The following is an 18610-nucleotide window of genomic DNA, read 5'->3' on the forward strand; positions in this document are numbered from 1 at the left end:
ATCTGCGCATACACCCCCGGCGGGCCGCTGACGGCCGGGCAACCCGTGCGAGAAGCCGCCTGGAGCAGCCGTGGCCAGGGCTGATCCGGTCAGGAGAGTGCTGTCGTGGTCTCGGCGACTCCGATGTTCTGGCCGTAGCGGAAGAGGCCGGTCGGGTCGTAGTGGCGCTTGACGCCGGTGAGGCGTTGGTAGTTGGCGCCGTAGTAGGCGTGCTGCCAGTCAGGCAGGTCCGGGTCCGGCTCGCCCTGCCGGAAGACCCCGCACTGGCCACGCTGACCTACCTGCGCCGCCATGGCGTGCGTGCCACCGTCATCGGGGGCGATGACCTGTCCAACACCCAGTTCGGCTCCCGCCTGGCCGCCTCCGACCTGGAACGGACGGCACCCGGCTCGATGACCGGACGGTTCTACGCCGCCTCACCCCAACTCGCCGACAGCCTCACCGGAGCCGGCTTGACCTGGGCAACCGCCTTCCGGGACCGCTACGGCACCATGCCCTCCTGGAAGGCGATGTCAGGACAGACGGCGGCCGACATGGCCGTGCACGCCATCAGCCGGGCAAAGATCCACCATGCCCACGTGAGCGAACGGGACAGGACAGCGATCCGCGACGCGCTGGCCGCCATGAACACTCCGGGCAAGGGCATCCCAGGCCTGTACGGGCGGGTCTTCTTCGACCGAACCCGCTCCCTGCACCTGCCCGTCACCATCGGCATCGTCCAGTCCGGAGACATCGTTTCCGCTCCCGTCCAGCTGACCGAGTACAGCCCGGAGGAGGATGTCGACGTGGCCCAGGAACTGGCCGCCAAGCGGGCCGTCTCCTTCGAGGGCAGGGTGCTGGCCCGTCAGCAGATCGTCTACACCGGTATCAACGTCAACCGGATCAGCACGCTCGACACCCGCGAAGGCACCTTCAGGGCGGACATCTTCCTGTGGTTCCGCTACAGCGGCAGCGACGAGGCCACGGACGTGGAGTTCCCCAACCTGGCGGATGACAAGTTCAAGTGGACCGCCCCCGTCCGCACATCGTCCGCCAACGGTGTGAAATACCGCCTCTACCAGGTCGTCACCACCTTCAGCACCTCGCTGGACTTCCACCGCTTCCCCTTCGACCAGCAGCATCTCGCCATCACCTTGCAGAACCGCATCCAGCCCTCCTCCCGCGTCGTCTACGTCGTGGACCGGGCCCTGGTGAAACAGGACCGCGTGGAGGCACTGAACAGCGGCAAGGACGTCCGGCAGACCATCGACGGCCTGCCCAACTGGACGGTGCGCGATCTGAGTCTGTACAAGGCCGCCGTGGGCAGCACCGCGCGGCTCGGCGACCCGGACCTGTCGCAGGGCGAACACGGCGTTCACTACGCCCAGTACGTCGCCAACGTCACAGTGGCCCGCGACGTGGCACCCTTCCTCGTCAAGAACCTCCTGCCGCTGCTGCTCAGCGCCGCTGTCACCTACGCCACCCTCTTCTTTCCACGCGACCCCCGCTACACCAGCACCCGCGTCTCCCTGGAGGTCACCGCCATGCTCAGCGCCGCCGTGCTGCTGACCAACGTCACCAACTCCCTGCCGGACATCGGATACACGGTGGCACTCGAGTGGGCCTACTACTCCTTCATGTTCCTCGTGGGCACATGCGTCTTCATCTCGCTCGCCGGCGCCTGGCTCCAGGAACACGACAACATACGGGCCTGGAACCGGCTCGCGCTTGTCTCCCGCGTCTACTATCCGGTGTTCTGCGTGTCGGTCTTCCTCGTCTACGTCGCCCAACTCGGCTGAATTCGCTGCGGTGACGTGGTGAAGACGCCGAACCACGATCCACTGGTGCACCATCTGCGAGCTGCCGCCCGAGGAATCGACCTGCTCGCCCTCGCCGCCGGCGCGCTGTTCGCCGTCACGCTCGCGGTCGTCGCGCATCGACACCAGCGACTGGACTTCGCAGATCCCGGCCCCGCACTCGGCGCCGTCGTGATCACCGGACTGGCCCTGCTCCTGCTGGCCGGCCTCGCCGGCATCCGCCGACTGAGGGTCCACCGCCTGTGGCTGGCCAGCGCATGGACCGCCGCTGTCCTGCTGACCGGCACCGTACTCATCTGGTACGCGGTGATGACCGACACCTCGCACACCCTCGCCCGCGGCACGCAGGTCACCAGCATGCGCGACACCGACGCCTACCTCACCCGCCACACCCCCGCACCGGTGCACCACGTGCGCGTGCCCACGGGTGTGTTCATCCAGGCCCTGCGCTTCACGGGCCCTTACGACGTCGAGGTGAGCGGATACATCTGGCAGCGGTACGCCGACTCGGTGCCGGCCGCCATCGAACGCGGCGTCGTCCTGCCGGAAGCCGACGACTCCTACGAGCCCCGCAAGGTCTACGACGTCCACCGCGACGGCGAGCACGTCATCGGCTGGTACTTCAACGTCCAGATCCGGCAGGTGTTCGACTACCGTACCTACCCCCTGGACGAACAGGACGTGTGGCTCCGCCTGTGGCACCCCGACTTCGAGAGCAGAGTCCAGCTCGTCCCCGACCTGGCCGCGTACCCGCCCTGGCGCGCGCCGGCCGCGTACGGCCTCGACGCGAACTTCGTCCCAGGCAACTGGGCCGTCAAGACCACCTCCTTCAGCTACGACACCCCGCGCTACTCGGTGAACTTCGGACAGGGCCGCCAGTACCGCCAAGAGGCGCATCCAGAGCTGTACTTCAACATGCACATGGCCAGAGAGTTCGCCGCACCGCTCTTCGGGCGGATCATCCCCCTGGCCTTCATCGCCGTCCTCGTCTTCGCCTCCCTCTTCGTCACCACGAAGAACACCCGGCGCTTCCCGCTCGCCGGATTCGACGGACTGACCGTGGTCGAATTCGCGGCGGCCATGCTGCTGGTGCTGACCGTCGACCACAACACCGCACGGAACGAAACCGGCTCCCACGGCATCACGTACATCGACTACGTCTACTTCTGCCTCTACTTCATGACCATCGCCGTCGTCTGGAACGCACTGCTGCTCTCCCGCGGCCCCCACCTCGCACTGATCCAGTGGCGGGACAACCTGGCTCCCAAACTGCTGTACTGGCCCGTCCTCGCCTTCCTCCTGTGCTCCATCACGGCTCTCACGTTCCTGCTGTGAAACGCGACGGGTCGGGGCGGCCCCGACGATGGGCTCGGGGCCGCCACTCATGGGCCGGTCAGCCGGACGCGATGCTTTCGGGGTCGTCCGCCGGGGTGCCGACGCGGAGCCACCGATAGCCGTACGGCGGCAGGTCGACGTGGAACTTGCCGTCCTTGCCTGCCTTGAGACCGGTGTGCTGCTCGTCGAGCAGGTCGGTCAGCCGTCCGCCGGATCCGGCCTCGGCCAGTTCCAGCCGTACGGTGTGAGGCCGGTCCGCGAAGTTGTGTACGGCCAGCACGGTGCCGTCGCCGTCACTGCAGACGTGCGCCAGCACGGCGTCCTCCCCCGTCGTGAGCAAACGGTAGTCACCCCAGGCCAGTTCGGGGGCCTCCCGGTAGCGTTCGACGAACAGACGGATGCGGCTCAGCAGGGAAGCAGGATCGCGGCTCTGCTCGTACACGTTGATCTTCTGGGGACCGAACGCGCCGTCCGCCAACGGGTTGGGGAAGGCGTCCGGCTCGGCGGTGGAGAACCCGGCGGCCTTCTGCGGGGTCCACTGCATCGGGGTGCGTACGGCCTGGCGTCCCTCCGCGGCCAGGTTCTCGCCCATGCCTATTTCCTCGCCGTAGAAGAGCACGGGGGTGCCCGGCAGGGTGAACAGCAGGCTGTAGGCCAGTTCGACGCGGCGCCGGTCGCCGTCGACCATGGGCGGGAGCCTGCGGCGCAGCCCTCGGTCGTACAGCTGCATGTCCTTGTCCGGGCCGAAGGAGGCGAACACTTCGGCCCGTTCGTCGTCGCTGAGTTTGTCGAGGGTGAGTTCGTCGTGGTTGCGCACGAACGTGGCCCAGTGGGCGTCGCGCGGTGCCGCGGGGCGCTCGCTCAGTGCGGCGGCCAGCGGCCTGGCGTCGTGGCGTGCCATCGACAGGTACATCTGCTGCATCGCGACGAAGTCGAAGCACATGGTGAGTTCGTCGCCGCGGTCCGAGGAGGGGTCGCCGAAGAAGCGGGTGGTGTCGTCGTAGGGCAGGTTGACCTCGCCGAGCAGGACCGCCTCGCCGTTGCGGCGGCCGAGGAAGGCACGCAGGTCGGCGAGGTACTCGTGCGGGTCGGGCAGCTCTCCCGCGTCGCTCTGTCCGTCGGTCTCCAGCAGGAAGGGCACGGCGTCGACCCGGAAGCCGGACAGGCCGAGCTGGGTCCAGAAGCCCATGATGCGGGCTATCTCGTCACGGACGTCGGGGTGGGCGACGTTGAGGTCGGGCTGCTGCTTGTAGAAGCGGTGCAGGTAGTACTGGCCGCTGCCCTCGTCGTACTCCCACAGGCTGTCCTCCGCGTCGGGGAAGACCACGCCCTCGGGGCCGTCCTTGGGGGGCTCGTCCTTCCAGACGTACCAGTCGCGGTGGACGGAGTCCCGGCTGGAGCGGGCGTCCTTGAACCAGGGGTGGTCCTCGGAGGTGTGGTTGACGACGAGGTCGGCGATCACGCGGATGCCGCGGTCGCGCGCGGTGCGGACGAACTCGGTGAAGTCGCCGAGGGTACCCAGGCGCGGGTCCACGCCGTAGAAGTCCGTGATGTCGTAGCCGTCGTCACGCTCCCGCGTGGGGTAGAAGGGCATCAGCCACACGCAGGTCACGCCGAGGCGCACCAGGTGGTCGATGCGCTGGGTGAGCCCCGCGAAGTCTCCGATGCCGTCGCCGTTGCCGTCCTGGTACGTCTCGACGTCCAGGCAGTACACCACCGCGTTCTTCCACCACAGGTCGGACGTGCGGGTCAGACGCATCGGTACTCCTTGGCCGTGGCGGGGATCGGGCGGGTCACGTCGAGTCGCGGCAGTACCTCGGCGCCGAACGCGTCGATGAACGCGGCCTGTTCGCGACCCACGTGGTGCAGCATCACGGCCTCGAACCCCAGGTCGGCGTACTCCTGGAGCCGGGCGGCGTGCCAGCCGAGGTCGTTGGAGACGTTGACCGTGCTCGCGACCTGCTCGGGGGTGACGTGCTCGCTGACGACGTCGAACAGTTCCGCGGAGTCGAGGTCCCAACTGACCGGCGGGGAGTGCACGTTGGTCCGCCACTGATCGTGCGCGAGGGCGAGCGCCTCGGCCTCGTCGGGCGCCCAGCTCAGGTGCACCTGGAGGTGGAGGGGCCCACGGCCGCCCGCGTCACGGTACGCGCCGATGATCTCGCGCAGGCGTTCGCGCGGGGCGTTGACCGTGATCAGTCCGTCCGCCCACTCGGCGCACCAGGCCGCGGTGGCAGTGCTGCACGCGGCTCCTATCAGCGGCGGTTCCTCGGGCGGCAGCGTCCACAGCCGGGCCCGGTCCACGCTCACCAGCCCGTCGTGGCTGACCTCCTCGCCCCGCAGCAGCGCCCGGATGACGTCGACGCACTCCCGCAGGCGCGCGGAGCGGATGTCCTTGCGGGGCCAACCCGCGCCGGTGATGTGTTCGTTGGAGGCCTCTCCGGTGCCGAGCGCGGTCCAGAACCGGCCCGGGTTCATGGACGCGAGGGTGGCGATCGCCTGGGCGACGACGGCGGGGTGGTAGCGCTGGCCGGGCGCGTTCACCACACCGAACGGCACCTGGTCGGTGGCCTGGAGGGCAGCTCCGAGCCATGACCAGGCGAAGCCGGACTCCCCCTGACGCACGCTCCACGGCGAGAAGTGGTCCGAGCACATGGCGGCGGAGAAGCCCGCCTGCTCCGCGCGCACCACGGCGTCGAGGAGATCCGCGGGTGGAATCTGCTCGTGCGAGGCGTGAAATCCGTAGACAGTCATGGCAACCGACTACCCCCCGGACGGCCCCTCAACGGGCGCCGACCCCACGGGTATCGGCGCCGTCGGAACTCCCGCGCCGCATGATGCGCGTGGTGGGGGTGAGGGGCGCGGGAGAGGACCTTGGGAGGTGCCCTCGCAGGACGACCACGGGAAAGCGCCCTCGGGCGACCTCAGCAGGCCCGCTCCGGCGAGAACCGTCTTGCGCCTTGCGTTCCTCAGCGCTGACGGCTTCGTGTCCGGCCGAGCGCCGCCGCGTCTCCGCAGGCCCCGGGCTCGCAGGTCCGCGTGTCAGGCGCTCGCGTGGCGACGGACGGCCGGCCTGCGGGGAGCCGCGTGGTGGGCGGGCCGGTCGCCGTCCTTCGACCGGTGCTGCCTCAGCCACAGGGTCGTCGCGGACAGCAGACCGGCGAAGACGACCAACAGGAGTACGGGCACCCACATCTGCCGGCTACCGGGGTTCTGCCAGCCTCCCCAGGCGGCGGTCGCCGCCCAGAGAAGAGCGCCCAGCGCGTAGAAGGCTCGGATGCGGCGCATCTGCCGTACCGCCCGCAGGAACTTGGAGTGATCGTTCTTCGGTGCCATGCGCGGCGTGTACCCCCTATCTCTCGACTCGATCAGCCTGAGGGGGACTTGTCGCAGCGGGGGCAGGGGACGACGACCTGAGGCCGGCTGTCCTTGACGGCCGGAGCCCCATACGGCCCCTCGGCCACACGTCTCCGGCCCCCGACGCTGTGCGTCGGGGGCCGGAGGCCGGTCATGTGGGTCACTCCGTCGTGCCGCTGTCCCGGTAGGAACGACGAGCCGCGTCGGCGGCCTTGTCGGTATGGGCGTCGTACTTGTTCCCGGTCCGCTCGTCGACCATGCGCTCAGCGCGCGTCACGCCCTTGTCGGCCTGGTCCGGGTGGCCCTTCGCCATTGCCTTGGCCTTGTTCGCCATGTCACCCAGCTTGCCCATGGGATACCTCCCGCGATAGCGCGTGCGTCGTACCCGGCGGCGAGTACCCGGGGAGCTGGGGGCAAACCATCCCGAACGGACCGGCAGGCGAACCACGCGGACGGACATGGACGGCCGGGCAGCGGGCACTCGGCAAGACCCGGACGGTCCGCCCTGTCGCCCCCTCCCCCTCTCGTCTCGGGAGCGGAACGCAGCAAACTGTCGACGTCGTGAGCAGGAGGAACCCGCCCGTGGTTGATTCAGTGAGGCCGGCTACACCGGCCGCGGACCCCGAGGGCACGTCCGTGCCGTCGGAACTGCTCGCGGGGCTGCTCGTGGACGAGCAGCGGCCCGAGCAGCCCATCCTGCTGGCCGGCGACGGCAATCCCCTCGACACCTGGCGCGAGAACTATCCCTACGAGCAGAAACTCCCGCGGAAGCCGTACGAGCGGGAGAAGCGGATCCTTCAGATCGAGCTGCTGAAGCTACAGAAGTGGGTGCGCGACACCGGGCAGCGCGTCGTGGTGGTGTGCGAGGGGCGGGACGCGGCCGGCAAGGGCGGCACGATCAAGCGGTTCACCGAACGCCTCAACCCGCGCGGAGCCCGGGTGGTGGCGCTGGACAAGCCGAGCGAGAGGGAGGCCGGGCAGTGGTTCTTCCAGCGCTACGTCCCCCATCTGCCCGCTCCCGGGGACATCGTCTTCTTCGACCGGTCCTGGTACAACCGGGCCGGTGTGGAACGGGTGATGGGTTACTGCACCCCTGCCGAGTACCGGCACTTCCACGCCCAGGCGCCCGTTTTCGAGAAGCTGCTCACGGACGACGGCATCACGCTGGTCAAGTTCTGGTTCTCGGTCTCGCAAGGTGAACAGCGCACCCGGTTCGCGATCCGCCAGGTCGATCCCGTACGGCAGTGGAAGCTGTCGCCCACCGACCTGGCCTCGCTCGACCTGTGGGACGCCTATACGAGGGCGAAGGTCGACATGTTCCGCGCCACGGACACGCCGTACGCGCCGTGGACCGTGGTGAAGAGCAACGACAAGCGTCGGGCCCGGCTCGAAGCGATGCGGCATCTGCTGCTGCGCTGCGACTACACGGCCAAGGACGAGGAGGCGGTCGGGTCAGCCGACCCGCGGATCATCGGCGCCGCCAACACTCTCCTGGAGAGCGGGGAGGAACCCACGGACCTCTCCCCCACCCCGCTGTCGCCTCAGAGCAGCGGCCCCGGGCAGCACCCGGAAGAGGAGGACTGAACGTCAGCGCGGCACCGCCGTGCGACGCACCGCCCGGATCCCCTCACCATCGTGACGGAATTCGTTGCACGGGGGACCACGGGCGGCGATACGCAGCCCTACGAGAGGATTCTCTTCTACGCCGGCGACCCTGCGGCCGCCGAAGCGCCAGACGGCGTTGCCGCAAGTAGGTCATAGGCGGTTGCCCGACCAGGGCATGGAAGCGCCTGGCGAGGTGTGCGCGTGACACGCCGGATTTCGCCGCGAGTGCGGGCAGGGTCCACGGGTGGGCGGGGTCGGCGTGCAGCAGGCGCAGTGCCGGGGCGAGTACGGGATCGCTGTAGGCGAGGTACCAGTTGGGGATTTGGGCGCCAGGGCGGGTGAACCAGGCGCGCAGGGCCGTGATCAGCATCAGGTCCATCGTCCGGTCCAGGAGGATCTGCTGCCCGGGTTCCGCACGGGTGATCTCCTCGAAGAGCGCGTGGCTGACCGGGCAGTTCCCTACGGACGCCTCGATGACGGCAAGGGGCGGCAGGGCCGAGAGCAGCCGGCCGGGCGCACGGGTGTCGACGGTGTAGAGACCGTTGATCAAAAGGGTGCGGTCCGGCTCTGCGGCGTACCGGACGTCCGGACCAGGGATCTGCGGGGGAAGCAGTTCCTCGCCCTGTGCCGTCGTACAGCGACCTCCGGCCTGGATCACCACGTCCGGTTCTGTTACCGGGGCGTTGGCGTTCACATACGGCACGCCCCCGCACACCACCGCCACATCACCGGGGCCGAGCCGGACCGGGGCGCCGCCTTCAAGGGTGATCCAGGCGCAGCCGTGGATCAGGACCGCCAGGGCCAGTGGTGAGCCGTCCTCGAAGCGTGCCGCCCAGGAGCCGGTCAGCAAGGACTGGTTGACGACCGAGCCACTGGTCCGTACCCCGTTAAGGAGATCGGCCAGCGGATCGATGCCGGTCAGTCCCGAGGGATCCGTGCCGGCCAGCGTAGACGAACCGGTATGGACGTGAGCCTGTGCGGTATGGGCGCGGCAGTCGGCGACTGGTTGAGTCGAGGCCATGAACGACGAGATCATCCTGGTGACGGGTGCTACGGGCAAGACCGGCCGGCGGGTGGCGCGGCTGCTGCAGGAACGGGGCGTGAGGGTTCGCACGGCCTCCCGTTCCAGCACACCGTCCTTCGACTGGACGGACCGCACCACCTGGGAGCCCGCGCTGCGGGAAGTGGCGGGGATGTACCTCGTGGTCCCCGACTTCGGCAGCCCGCAAGCCGCCCAGGCCATCGGTGCGTTCGCCCGGCAGGCCGCAGCGGCAGGAGCACAGCGGGCGGTGCTGCTGTCCGTGCCCGAGGGCGGGGCGGGAACACGCCCTTGCCGCAGAACGGGCCCTGGAACACTCTGGCTTGGACTGGACGGTGCTGCGACCGCGGTGGTTCTTCCAGAACTTCAGCGAGGACTTCCTCTACCACCCCGTGCTGATCGGCGAGGTACGACTGCCCGCCGGGGACGGCATGGAGGCATTCGTCGACGCCGAGGACATCCCCGACGTGGCCGTCGCCGCCCTCACGGAAGCCGGGCACGCCGGGTGGCACTATGAACTCAGCGGCCCCAGACCATGACCTTCCGCGACGCGGTCGAGGAAATCGCCCGTGCCACCGGCCGTGACATCCGCTACGTGCCACTGACCCTGCAGCAGTACGCGCAGGAACAACGCGCACACGGTGTACCCGAGGAATGGGTGCAACTGTCCATCAACCTGTACGAGTACATCCGCACCGGTGGCCTCGCCTCCTTGAGCGACGGCATCCAGCGAGCCCTCGGCCGCACCCCGAGGAACTTCACCGATTACGCCACCACTACCGCCGCAGAGGGCGCCTGGTCCACACCACGTTCATCTGACCTCTGACGCCTGCCCCTTCCCGGCAGCAGAGCTCCGTAAGCCGACCTCCCCACCCGCACGTGCATGCTGCGGCCCGGCCGACTCGAGGGCCGTCCCATGGGGTTCCTCAACGACGCAGACCCTGCGACCGACCGCCCCTGACGGATGGCCACCAGCACTCGCCACTGCCATCAGGGGGGCGGTTGCATGGAGTTTGAAGCAATGGCCTACTCGTCGGCGCGGGCCACAAGCAGCGGCTGGAAGAAGCCTGTCTCCTGCGGCATCCGCCATCGGGCGTCGACAAAGCCGGCCTCGGCGGCGAGGCCGGCCAACCGGACCTGGCTGAGGGCCCAGTAGGTGGTCCGGCGGACCGCGACGCGCCATTCTCCGCCTGCCGGAAGGAGTTGGAAGTGCTCCAAGTCGTAGTGCTCACCGTCGTCGTGCCATTGCCAGAGCTGGAAGGTGACGGTCCGTGCTCCGCCGTCGGCGCAGTCGGTCCGGTGGACTTGTGGAGGCGTCGAAACGGGGTGCTCGCGCGGCAGATCGTCGTAGGGGCGTGTGCTGACCAGCAGCAGGCCCTCTGGGCGCAGCACGCGGCGCATCTCGGCCAGGGCGGCGTGCACATCCTGCTCTGTCAGCAGGTGGGGAAAGCGAGTTGTCAGCGCAGACGACGACGTCGAACCGGCCATCGGCAAACGGGAGACGCCGCATGTCGGCGGCTGCTGTGCGCAGGCTGAGGCATTGGCGGGTAGCCTCCCGGGCAACACGGGCTACGGCGCGAGGGCTGAGATCGTTGCCGGTGACACGGTGCCCGCACAGCGCCAAGCCGATGGCCTGCGTGCCGGTGCCGCAGGAACAGTTCGAGCACCTCGACACGATCCCGACCGATAACGGCGTTGAGGGCGTCGTCCTGCCGGCGCATGCCAGCGTCCCACACGCAACCTCTACCGCGACGGCTGTCCCCGAGGACACCACCCAGCCACCCTCATGACCCGGTTCCACCACGTGGTGGCGGGGCGCGGCGGGGGACGCGGCAAGGGCTGTTACGGCGCTTATTGACCCCCAGCGCTCAGGTAGCGCACCGCCAGGTGCCGCGCTCAGGTTCACAGTGTGGTGTGCGCTCAGTCCACCCGTCCCTATGGGGCGATACTCCATGAGCCGCGTGACTGAACGGACAGCAGACCAGCCTTCCTCGGGGCGACGGCCGTAGCCGTGAACGGCCCGTCGCCCCGGCACAGGAGCGACCCGAGCCTGAAGTCCGGCCGAAGGCTGTGGAGTGAGAAAGCGCCCCCGTCGTGCTGGGTGATCCGCAGGGGCACCTGGCCGCCAGGATGCCGCACGACGTAGGAGCCGGTCGATCCCAGTTCTCCCTCCAGAAGCGGAATCTCCTCCTGCGGATGCAGCCAGAACTGCCACCTTCCCCTGGTATGCACTTGGAGGCGTATCTCATCCCGGCCGTCGGCCTCGACCGGAACGATCGCCCGCGTCAGCAGGGAGCCGTGCGTGAGGATCTGCCTGGGTCTCCTGTTGTCGTCGGGCGGGCTGGTGAGCTCAACCCACGAGTTCGTGGTCCGCTCCAGGTGGACCACCAGCAGAGCGGGCTTCCGAGGGTCAGTACGGACCAGTTGGACTCCCGTATTGCCGCGGCTCTCCCGGCGCTGCCGCACACCCGTGTGCTCGGGCCAGGTCTCGTAGGGATCGGGAGAGGCGAGGGGGAAAGGGCGGGGCGGAAGAGCTGAGGTCGGCCGACGCCCCATACGTCTCTGCGCGCCCGCGTCGGCGGCGCCGGCCAGGTTCGGGACCGGCCCGGTCTGCGGGGCGAGCCGTTGCTCCCGCAGCCCGTTCTCGATCGCTGGCCTCCCCTCGGCCAGGCGTACGGCATCAGCTGCGCACACAGCGATCATCCGGGCCGCACCCTCGGAAGGAGCCCAGCGGACCTCCTCGGTCGACTGTCCGTGACGGGGGTCGAAGAAGCACAGGGGACGCCGCTGCGGGCGTGGCCGTCCTTCGACCACGGCGTCCACGCAGGCCAGCGCATGGCGCCCCTCGTCGAGGGCGCGCAGCACATCGGCGGCGTCCCGGAGGTTTCGATCGCCGACAAAGTTCTGCTTGGCCTGCTCGTAGGCGTCCAGCGCCCGTTGGTAGTCAGCGAGGAGACCAGGGTCATCCTGATGCCGACCCGGCACGAAGGGATGCCCGGCAAGCATCTCGCCAAAGGCGGTGATCTCCGCATCGACCAGGGCAAGTTCATCCTCGCGTCTGCGTCCGCTGAACAGACCGGCGATCGCCCCCACTATCCCGTCAGCCATACATGTGATCGTAGTCGTGTCGGCCGGGTCGGGTATGTCACCTGTCGCCCGCTGTTCCTCTTCCCTGCCAACCCAAGCGCTCATCCGCCAAGGCAAGTGCTCAGTCACATCCCGGCCTCAGCTGTTCGGGAAGGGCCTCTACAGGTCGAACTCCACCTGCTCGATGTCCGTGAACCGGACCTCCTCCAACTGCTCGGCCCGGTGGCCGCCGTCCTGGAAGTACACCTCCTTGAGCGCCTCGGCCACGATCTCCTGCATTGTGGCCTCGCTGGTGCAGCCTCTTGTGCGGCAAAGAGGTGGGCCCGCTAGACAGTACGACGCCCAGGAAATACACCGTCGACTCCCCCGCCTGGCTGCCCTCTGCCTCAGGGCCGCGCAGCAGGGAGGCGACGGCGCGCGGTGTTCGTCTCACGCGGCGTTCCGCAGGGCTGCTCGGCGCGCACTGGGACGGCGTGGCAGGCGCAGCGCGTCGTGCAGAGGGGTGCCCAGCGCTGCCCAGGTGTGGAGGCCGGTCGCGGTCGGCCCAGTACACCCGGTGCCGCTCGCCCCACGCCCACCTCCAGCCGGGGCGTGGTCGAAGGGGCCGCATCGGGGATGTCAGCGGCCCGACCACGCCGTACGCCCATAACGGCCCAGGCGGTTCCCCGGCAGTTGCGAAGGCCGGCTCCCCACCTACCGCGACAGTCGTCCCAGCGGAGTTGGGGGCGCGGCGCACAGGTCGGCCGAGTCAGGGGCCCACGCACGGAGAAGGCACACCGGGCAGCTTGTTGTCCGGATGGGCGATGAAGTAGCTGGCCATCCAGCCGTAGGTGCCGCGGGTGTGGTTGTCGACGAAGACCCAGTACGGGTTGGAGCCGACCGTCTGGCCCAGCGTCTGGCAGTGGACCTCCAGCCGGTCGCCCGGCTGCGCCTGACCTGTGACGTCCGGGCAGTTGGTGGTGGAAGGACTCTCCCCGCAGGCCCATCCGTTCACCCGTTGCAGGTCGTTGCGCATATTGACGTCGGACGCCCAGGTGGTGAAGAACGAGCCCGCGGCCAGCTCACCAGAGGCCGCCTGCCCCACCGGGCGCATGGGATGGGACTCTTGGGCAGACGCCGTACCGGCGCCGAGTACCAGAGTGCCGAGCAGAGCCGCGCTGCCGCCCAGACGGGCGACACGGCCAAGTGCCGTTGCCATGAGGGTTTCCCTTCCAAGGGAGCCGAGTGCGCGCCGGCCTGATCCGGCCGGCGGGAGTGAACTACGCCACCAAGACGGGATCGCGGCCCGCCCTGTATGAGACGTGCCCGGAGGAAAACCGCCCGCCGCAGTACTCATACGACAACGCCCTTAGGCCGGTCCCAGTGACGAGGCGGCGCTACGCCGCCCCGGCCGACCGCGACCCCTTGAGGTCCCGTATCCGACGGAGCGTTCAACGATGTCCCTGCTCAAAACCCGTGTCGCCGCCGCCGGCATCGCCGCCGGCGCCGCTTTCACCCTGCTCGCCTCCGCCACAGCAGCCGAGGCCCGTCCCGACGCGTTCTATGTCTCGCTGCAGCCCAACAGCAACATCCGCACCGCTCCCAACACCCAGAGCCAGATCCGCGTCAACACCGGCCCCACCGTGGACCGGTACCACATGTACGGTCTCTGCTACGTCCGCGGCGAAACGGTGACCGCGGGTGGATACACCACCAACGTCTGGTACGCCGGCAACATATACGACAGCCAGGGCGCCCAGTACAACGGCTATTACGTCTGGGGCGGCAACGTCAACGTCGGCACCGACCCCGCCGACACCGTCGACCCCTGCTCCTAACCACCGCCCACCACCCCACGCCGCCTCCCAAAAAGCAAGACAGTCCCTACCAGGCTCTGCCGCCACACCCTCAGCGATCTGATCCGACGTCACCGGACATCCAGCCGCCGAAACTGCAAACCCGGCCAACGGCAGGTGGTGGATGGTCAGGTGCCGGCTGTGTGGCGGCCGGGAGAGGTGATCCTCGGTCTGTACGAGGTCCGGGATGTGATCCGCAGTGGGGGGATGGGTCTGGTCTACCGGGTGCTGCACCGTGGGTGGAACGTGGAACTTGCGGTGAAGGCTCCACGGTCCCAACTGGTGTCCACCGGGAGGGGGTTGCGTGATTTCGAAGCCGAGGCGGCGACGTGGGTGGGGTTGGGAGAGCATCCGCACACGGTGAACTGTGTGTATGTGCGCAGGCTGGGGGGCGTGCCCAGGGTGTTTGCCGAATGGCTGGACGGGGGCAGCCTCGCTGAGGCCGTTCGGGAAGGGCACCTCTACGCGGGCGGTCGCCGGGATCGGCTGCGCCGGATTCTCGATATAGCCGTCCAGACCGCGTGGGGGCTGCAACACGCCCACCGGCACGGCCTCGTGCACCAGGACGTCAAGCCCGCCAACGTGCTCCTCGATCGCGAGGGCACGGTCAAGGTGACGGACTTCGGTCTGGCCAGGGCCCGTGCCGCGGCCGGGGAGAGCACGGCAGTAGTGCCGGGCGCCAGCGTGCTGGCCGGGTTCGGCGGGATGACCCCGGCGTACTGCTCGCCGGAGCAGGCAGAGGCTGCCATCTGGACTGCGGACTCCGGGCGGCCGAGAACCCGCCTCACGCGGGCGACCGACACCTGGTCGTGGGCGCTGACCGTGCTGGAGATGTTCATGGGGCGCCCGCCGTGCCGGTACGGGCAGACCGCCGCGGAGGTGTTCACCGCCTACGTCGCCGACCGGAGGAACACCGTACCGGACGGTCTTGTCGCGCTGCTGCAACGCTGCTTCGCCTGGGCACAGTGGCCTATATGCCGCGCACGCAGGTCGTGGACTACAAATACGCCAAGCCGGAGGTCGATGTCTGGGCCACGGCGGCGACCTTGTACCGCATGCTGACCGGGACCACGCCGCGTACCTTCCCGCCGAATGCGGACCCCATCATGGTGCTGCTTCGGGATGCGGCTGTGCCGATCAGAGACCGCGACCCGTCGATCCCGCGCCGCCTCGCCGACGTGATCGACGAGGCGCTGATCGACAGTCCGCGCATCGTGACCACGACCGCGGAGTCCTTCCGGCAGGCGCTGGAAACAGCCATCTGAACGACACGTCCTCGTGACAGCAGTGGCCTTGGCCATGCCGCTCAAAAGCCGTTGGGTGCGGATCCCTGAAGTGACGGTCGGGGTCGAGCAGTGAGGTTGCAGTTCTGCTGGTTGGGGCTGGGGCGGAGGCGTTGATGTTCCCGGGCCGATGGAGGACCCCGGTGCTGTGCTGCCTACCGTCGCAGTCGCCGCGTCAGGGCCTGGCGAGGAACGGCGGGAACGCCGCTTTCGCGATGCCGCCTTTCGTCACCCTCACCACGGTCTTCGGGGCGCCGATCACGCCCTCCGGCAGGGAGAGGGTGAGGAGATACAGACCTGGTTCCACATGGGCGAAGCCGAACCAGCCCGAGCCGTCGCTGAGCCGCGTGGTCACCCGGCCGTCACCGGTGAGCGGGGCGAGCCTCACCGGTACCTGGTCCAGCGGACCGCCGCTGCGGAGCAGGAGCCTGCCGGTGACGTGCCCGTTCAGGGGTGCCGTCTTCCACGGCATGCCGGGTACGGCCGCCTCGTCCTTGAACGGCGCGTCCTCTCCCTGAGTCAGCGCCTGCTCCAGCTTGGCCCGCTCGGCCGCCAGGCCGTTGGCCGCCACGTCCTTGCTGGGGGCGGCGTACGAATAACCGCTCCAGCCGGCCGCGGTGTTGCCTGCCGCGCTGGGCCTCAGCGCCTCCCTGACCTGGCTGAGCGAGTCCGCGACGCTGTTCAGGTACAGCGCGGGTCCGTTGACCGCCTGCCGCTCGCCCTGGTGGTCGGCCAGGAACTCGGACCACTCGGAGAACATCCGCGCCTGGTCCGGATTCCAGTTGCGCTTGTAGTTCATGGTCACGGCGGTGTCCATGATCCCCTCGGCCAGCCATCCCGCCCAGTCCTGGAGGACCTCGGCGTACGTGCGTGTGGCCCGCCAGCCGCCGACCGCCTGCGGCCCGTGTCCGTAGGTGATGGCGTCCATGGACAGGCGGGCCCGCGGGTCGATCTCCCAGACTCCGAGGTAGATCCTGCGCACCAGCTGGGTGACCTGGCTGCGCCGCCAGTCGCTCCAGGCGGTGTCGGACGGGAGGGGTACGTCCGTCCGGCCCGTCGCCTGCTGGAAGCGGGCGACGGACACGGCGTTGTAGCCCCAGTCGCTGTGGGTGGTGGTGGAACTGCCGTCCGGGTAGCGGACGTAGTCGAGGTTGACGCCGTCCACGTCGTAGTTGCGCACGATGCTCTGGATGCCGCGGACGATGTAGTCGACGGCCGCCGGATGGCCGGGGTCTACATAGGCGTTGGCACCGACCAGTTCCTGGCCGTTGGCCTTCTTGTTGAGCCAGCGGTCGGCTCCGGTGGCGTTCCGGCCGTGCTGGTTGAAGACGTGGTCAGGGGAGCGGGGCGGGGTGCTGCTGTTCCACATGGTGTTGACGTTGACCCAGGCGTGCACCTGCAGTCCGGCCGCGTGTCCCTGTCGGATCACTTCCGCCAGCGGGTCGTAGGGCTCCGGGGCGATCGCGGCGTCGGTGCGCGGGTACAGGGCGTTGTTGCAGAAGCAGTCGTACCGCCGGGCCGTCTGCACGATCAGGACGTTGGCGTTGACGTCCAACGCGTCCTCGACCAGGGCCGTGACCTGTGCGGGTGTGTAGATGCCCGGGTTGAACGCGTCCACCCAGTAGCTGCGCCACTGGGCCGGTGCCGCCGCGCCGTCGTGGGCGCGGGCGTGGGCGGCCGGCGCGGTGAGCGCGCCGAGGAGCAGGCCGAGGCCCGCCGCCAGGGTCGTGAGTACGCGAGGCAAGCGCATGTCGAGGTGTCCCCTCGGGTGGAGTTCGTCGGCTGCGGGCGTACGTCGTGGGATGGCGGTGGGCCTTGGCCGGCTCTAGGCGAACGTGGCGCCCCAGGTGGCCGGTCCGACGACGCCGTCCACGCTCAGTCCCTTGCGCGACTGGAAGCTGCGGCAGGCGGAGTCGGATCCCGGCCCGTACTGGCCGTCCACGGTGAGGGAGTAGCCGTGCGCGCTGTTCATCCGGTACTGCCAGGTCGCCACGCTGGCGTGCACGAAGGTCGGCGGCTGGCGGAAACTGACGCCGGGGTAGGGCAGGGGGCCGCCGCCGGGGTTGACCTCGCCGCTGAGCACCCTGGCGTACAGGTTGCCCGGGCAGGCGGTCGCGTGGTGGTCCCGGTGGCCGGTGATGGCCCGCGCGGCGCCGCCCGACACCCGCAGGCGGTTGATGCCGTGGCGGATGGCGTCGATGAGCCCGGCGGTGATGGTGTCGTAGCTGCTGCTGGAGCCGCCGGTCAGCGCGCAGACCGCGTACCAGTCGTCGTTGCCCTGCGTGGTGCCCTGGGCGGCGGTGCGGACGTACTCGCCGCGGCCTTGGAAGACGTAGCCATGGACACAGGCGAGGTGGCTGTAGGCGATGTCCGACCAGCCGTTGTCGTCCATGTGGAAGTTCTGGATGCCCCGCACCTGGGCGGCGCAGTCGGCGTGATCGGCCTTGGCCACCTTCACGGCGTCGACGTGATGGACGACCACACCGCCCTGCGCCGGGGTGATGTCGCTGCTGACGCTCCTGGGCGCCCTGGCGCCCCACTGGGAGCGGGTGACGAACGTGGCCATCAGCTCCGCCCTCCCTTATCCAGGGCGCAGTTGACGGCGGCGTTCAGGGGTTCGGTGTGGGCCCCGCGCGCGGCTTCGGGGCCGTGGACGGCGCCGGGGTGGCGGGGGTGCGTGACGATGGGGAGTTCACGGCGTCCCGGCGGCAGGGGGGTCCCGGCACGCGCGGGTCCGGAACATATGGCGGGCAGCGCGAACGCACCGGCGGCTGCCGCCAGCAGGGTCGTGCGGCGAGACGGGCCGTGGGTCAACGGTCCTCCAAGGGGTGGGGAGGTACAAGCAATTGTTGATACGTTGACAGGTTCCAGTCAAGACAGCGGTAGTCGTCGTCCGACGTACCGGCATGGAAGTTGTTCCGCTGTTGGTGGCCGTGGATCGACTGGCGCCGCTGGCCCGTGGGGCGACTCGGTTGCTGCCGCTTGGGCCGACGGTGGCCTGGGAGGGAAAAGCGGGGTGTCGCCGTTGATTCGGAGACGCTGGGGCGCTGCTGACCCTTCGAAAGCTCGGTTTGGTCCTCGGCGGGGTCATGGGCCAGTGCCGAACTGCTAGCGGGTGTTCTGCGGGAGGTGCAGGGGGGTGTCGGCGTGCGCGGGAGCACTGGCAGTTGTTCCGGCCCTAGTAGGGCTTGGTCAGCTTCGTTTGTGAGTGGCGTGTCTGTTGGGCTGTTGGTGTCGTTGTGATGGTGTGACACCTGGTGAGATGGCCGAGGT

The 18610-nt window shown here is 69.1% G+C and carries 19 protein-coding genes and 3 pseudogenes; 9 read left to right on the forward strand and 13 right to left on the reverse strand.

Features of this window, described 5'->3' with window-relative positions; genetic code table 11:
• Positions 1-89: 89 nt before the first annotated feature.
• Positions 90-293, reverse strand: coding sequence for a BBE domain-containing protein (locus tag ACFYW5_RS29660; RefSeq protein ID WP_389420178.1), 204 nt, complete (start codon positions 291-293; stop codon positions 90-92).
• 3 nt (positions 294-296) lie between these two features.
• Here ACFYW5_RS29660 and ACFYW5_RS29665 point away from each other — a divergent pair, with 3 nt between their 5' ends.
• Together ACFYW5_RS29665 and ACFYW5_RS29670 are read left to right on the forward strand one after the other, a co-directional pair.
• Positions 297-1778: an ABC transporter substrate-binding protein gene (locus ACFYW5_RS29665; protein ID WP_389420179.1), complete on the forward strand. Its 1482-nt coding sequence runs from the start codon at positions 297-299 to the stop codon at positions 1776-1778.
• A 45-nt stretch (positions 1779-1823) separates the two neighbouring features.
• On the forward strand, positions 1824-3131 hold the full coding sequence (locus ACFYW5_RS29670) for a hypothetical protein (protein ID WP_389420180.1): 1308 nt from the start codon (positions 1824-1826) through the stop codon (positions 3129-3131).
• Between the two features lie 58 nt (positions 3132-3189).
• On the opposite strand, the gene ACFYW5_RS29675 is transcribed toward ACFYW5_RS29670, so the two are convergent.
• From ACFYW5_RS29675 to ACFYW5_RS29690, 4 genes are all read right to left on the reverse strand, one after another.
• Entirely contained in the window at positions 3190-4890 is a 1701-nt protein-coding gene (locus ACFYW5_RS29675; RefSeq protein WP_389420181.1) for an alpha-amylase family protein, read from the reverse strand.
• Entirely contained in the window at positions 4881-5885 is a 1005-nt protein-coding gene (locus ACFYW5_RS29680) for a TIGR03885 family FMN-dependent LLM class oxidoreductase (RefSeq protein WP_389420182.1), read from the reverse strand. The genes ACFYW5_RS29675 and ACFYW5_RS29680 overlap by 10 nt, the downstream gene beginning before the upstream one ends.
• A gap of 288 nt (positions 5886-6173) precedes the next feature.
• Entirely contained in the window at positions 6174-6467 is a 294-nt protein-coding gene (locus ACFYW5_RS29685; protein WP_389420183.1) for a hypothetical protein, read from the reverse strand.
• 181 nt (positions 6468-6648) lie between these two features.
• Positions 6649-6840 carry an antitoxin gene (locus ACFYW5_RS29690; RefSeq protein WP_389420184.1) on the reverse strand — a complete coding sequence of 64 codons (192 nt, stop codon included), beginning with the start codon at positions 6838-6840 and terminating at the stop codon, positions 6649-6651.
• A 242-nt stretch (positions 6841-7082) separates the two neighbouring features.
• On the opposite strand from ACFYW5_RS29690, the gene ppk2 reads away from it, so the two are divergent.
• Positions 7083-8072, forward strand: coding sequence for a polyphosphate kinase 2 (gene ppk2, locus ACFYW5_RS29695; protein WP_389420194.1), 990 nt, complete (start codon positions 7083-7085; stop codon positions 8070-8072).
• 43 nt (positions 8073-8115) lie between these two features.
• On the opposite strand, the gene ACFYW5_RS29700 is transcribed toward ppk2, so the two are convergent.
• Positions 8116-9114 (reverse strand): cupin domain-containing protein, encoded by a 999-nt coding sequence (locus ACFYW5_RS29700; RefSeq protein WP_389420185.1) that lies wholly within the window; start codon positions 9112-9114, stop codon positions 8116-8118.
• Between ACFYW5_RS29700 and ACFYW5_RS29705 the strand changes: the two are divergent.
• The 3 genes and pseudogenes from ACFYW5_RS29705 to ACFYW5_RS29715 form a co-directional block, all read left to right on the forward strand.
• Positions 9113-9268: pseudogene (locus ACFYW5_RS29705) on the forward strand (NAD-dependent epimerase/dehydratase family protein); the annotation flags it as partial. The gene ACFYW5_RS29700 and the pseudogene ACFYW5_RS29705 overlap by 2 nt on opposite strands.
• A 187-nt stretch (positions 9269-9455) precedes the next feature.
• Positions 9456-9671, forward strand: a complete 216-nt coding sequence (locus ACFYW5_RS29710; protein ID WP_389420197.1) for a hypothetical protein — start codon at positions 9456-9458, stop codon at positions 9669-9671.
• Positions 9668-9958 (forward strand): hypothetical protein, encoded by a 291-nt coding sequence (locus ACFYW5_RS29715; RefSeq protein ID WP_389420186.1) that lies wholly within the window; start codon positions 9668-9670, stop codon positions 9956-9958. The genes ACFYW5_RS29710 and ACFYW5_RS29715 overlap by 4 nt, the downstream gene beginning before the upstream one ends.
• Before the next feature lie 200 nt (positions 9959-10158).
• On the opposite strand, the gene ACFYW5_RS29720 is transcribed toward ACFYW5_RS29715, so the two are convergent.
• From ACFYW5_RS29720 to ACFYW5_RS29740, 5 genes and pseudogenes are all read right to left on the reverse strand, one after another.
• Complete coding sequence (locus ACFYW5_RS29720) at positions 10159-10620, reverse strand: class I SAM-dependent methyltransferase (protein WP_389420198.1); 462 nt, start codon at positions 10618-10620, stop codon at positions 10159-10161.
• A gap of 13 nt (positions 10621-10633) precedes the next feature.
• A pseudogene (locus ACFYW5_RS29725) lies at positions 10634-11086 on the reverse strand (class I SAM-dependent methyltransferase); the annotation flags it as partial.
• Entirely contained in the window at positions 11068-12240 is a 1173-nt protein-coding gene (locus ACFYW5_RS29730; RefSeq protein WP_389420187.1) for a hypothetical protein, read from the reverse strand. The gene ACFYW5_RS29730 and the pseudogene ACFYW5_RS29725, both read right to left, overlap by 19 nt.
• A gap of 138 nt (positions 12241-12378) precedes the next feature.
• Positions 12379-12542 (reverse strand): annotated as a pseudogene (locus tag ACFYW5_RS29735) (XRE family transcriptional regulator); the annotation flags it as partial.
• Between the two features lie 425 nt (positions 12543-12967).
• The gene (locus ACFYW5_RS29740) at positions 12968-13417 is read right to left on the reverse strand and encodes a hypothetical protein (protein ID WP_389420188.1); all 450 of its coding nucleotides are present in this window, start codon (positions 13415-13417) and stop codon (positions 12968-12970) included.
• Positions 13418-13655: 238 nt separating this feature from the next.
• Between ACFYW5_RS29740 and ACFYW5_RS29745 the strand changes: the two genes are divergently transcribed.
• The 3 genes from ACFYW5_RS29745 (at position 13656) to ACFYW5_RS29755 (ending at position 15319) form a co-directional block, all read left to right on the forward strand.
• On the forward strand, positions 13656-14036 hold the full coding sequence (locus ACFYW5_RS29745; RefSeq protein WP_389420189.1) for a hypothetical protein: 381 nt from the start codon (positions 13656-13658) through the stop codon (positions 14034-14036).
• Between the two features lie 177 nt (positions 14037-14213).
• The gene (locus ACFYW5_RS29750; protein WP_389420190.1) at positions 14214-15116 is read left to right on the forward strand and encodes a serine/threonine-protein kinase; all 903 of its coding nucleotides are present in this window, start codon (positions 14214-14216) and stop codon (positions 15114-15116) included.
• On the forward strand, positions 15110-15319 hold the full coding sequence (locus tag ACFYW5_RS29755; RefSeq protein WP_389420191.1) for a hypothetical protein: 210 nt from the start codon (positions 15110-15112) through the stop codon (positions 15317-15319). The genes ACFYW5_RS29750 and ACFYW5_RS29755 overlap by 7 nt, the downstream gene beginning before the upstream one ends.
• Positions 15320-15512: 193 nt before the next feature.
• Here ACFYW5_RS29755 and ACFYW5_RS29760 read toward each other — a convergent pair whose 3' ends face one another.
• Positions 15513-17087, reverse strand: a complete 1575-nt coding sequence (locus tag ACFYW5_RS29760; protein ID WP_389420192.1) for a glycoside hydrolase family 10 protein — start codon at positions 17085-17087, stop codon at positions 15513-15515.
• A 75-nt stretch (positions 17088-17162) separates the two neighbouring features.
• The gene (locus ACFYW5_RS29765) at positions 17163-17903 is read right to left on the reverse strand and encodes an N-acetylmuramoyl-L-alanine amidase (RefSeq protein WP_389420193.1); all 741 of its coding nucleotides are present in this window, start codon (positions 17901-17903) and stop codon (positions 17163-17165) included.
• Positions 17904-18610 lie beyond the last annotated feature (707 nt).

The sequence above is a fragment of the Streptomyces sp. NPDC002779 genome (assembly GCF_042888685.1).
GTDB lineage: Bacteria > Actinomycetota > Actinomycetes > Streptomycetales > Streptomycetaceae > Streptomyces.

Bases quoted from the DNA above. Each gene is read 5' to 3' on its own strand.
- ACFYW5_RS29660 (WP_389420178.1), bottom strand. From the start codon at position 293: ATGGCGGCGCAGGTAGGTCAGCGTGGCCAGTGCGGGGTCTTCCGGCAG.
- ACFYW5_RS29675 (WP_389420181.1), bottom strand. From the start codon at position 4,890: ATGCGTCTGACCCGCACGTCCGACCTGTGGTGGAAGAACGCGGTGGTG.
- ACFYW5_RS29680 (WP_389420182.1), bottom strand. From the start codon at position 5,885: ATGACTGTCTACGGATTTCACGCCTCGCACGAGCAGATTCCACCCGCG.
- ACFYW5_RS29685 (WP_389420183.1), bottom strand. From the start codon at position 6,467: ATGGCACCGAAGAACGATCACTCCAAGTTCCTGCGGGCGGTACGGCAG.
- ACFYW5_RS29690 (WP_389420184.1), bottom strand. From the start codon at position 6,840: ATGGGCAAGCTGGGTGACATGGCGAACAAGGCCAAGGCAATGGCGAAG.
- ACFYW5_RS29700 (WP_389420185.1), bottom strand. From the start codon at position 9,114: ATGGCCTCGACTCAACCAGTCGCCGACTGCCGCGCCCATACCGCACAG.
- ACFYW5_RS29715 (WP_389420186.1), top strand. From the start codon at position 9,668: ATGACCTTCCGCGACGCGGTCGAGGAAATCGCCCGTGCCACCGGCCGT.
- ACFYW5_RS29720 (WP_389420198.1), bottom strand. From the start codon at position 10,620: ATGGCCGGTTCGACGTCGTCGTCTGCGCTGACAACTCGCTTTCCCCAC.
- ACFYW5_RS29730 (WP_389420187.1), bottom strand. From the start codon at position 12,240: ATGGCTGACGGGATAGTGGGGGCGATCGCCGGTCTGTTCAGCGGACGC.
- ACFYW5_RS29740 (WP_389420188.1), bottom strand. From the start codon at position 13,417: ATGGCAACGGCACTTGGCCGTGTCGCCCGTCTGGGCGGCAGCGCGGCT.
- ACFYW5_RS29745 (WP_389420189.1), top strand. From the start codon at position 13,656: ATGTCCCTGCTCAAAACCCGTGTCGCCGCCGCCGGCATCGCCGCCGGC.
- ACFYW5_RS29755 (WP_389420191.1), top strand. From the start codon at position 15,110: ATGCTGACCGGGACCACGCCGCGTACCTTCCCGCCGAATGCGGACCCC.
- ACFYW5_RS29760 (WP_389420192.1), bottom strand. From the start codon at position 17,087: ATGCGCTTGCCTCGCGTACTCACGACCCTGGCGGCGGGCCTCGGCCTG.
- ACFYW5_RS29765 (WP_389420193.1), bottom strand. From the start codon at position 17,903: ATGGCCACGTTCGTCACCCGCTCCCAGTGGGGCGCCAGGGCGCCCAGG.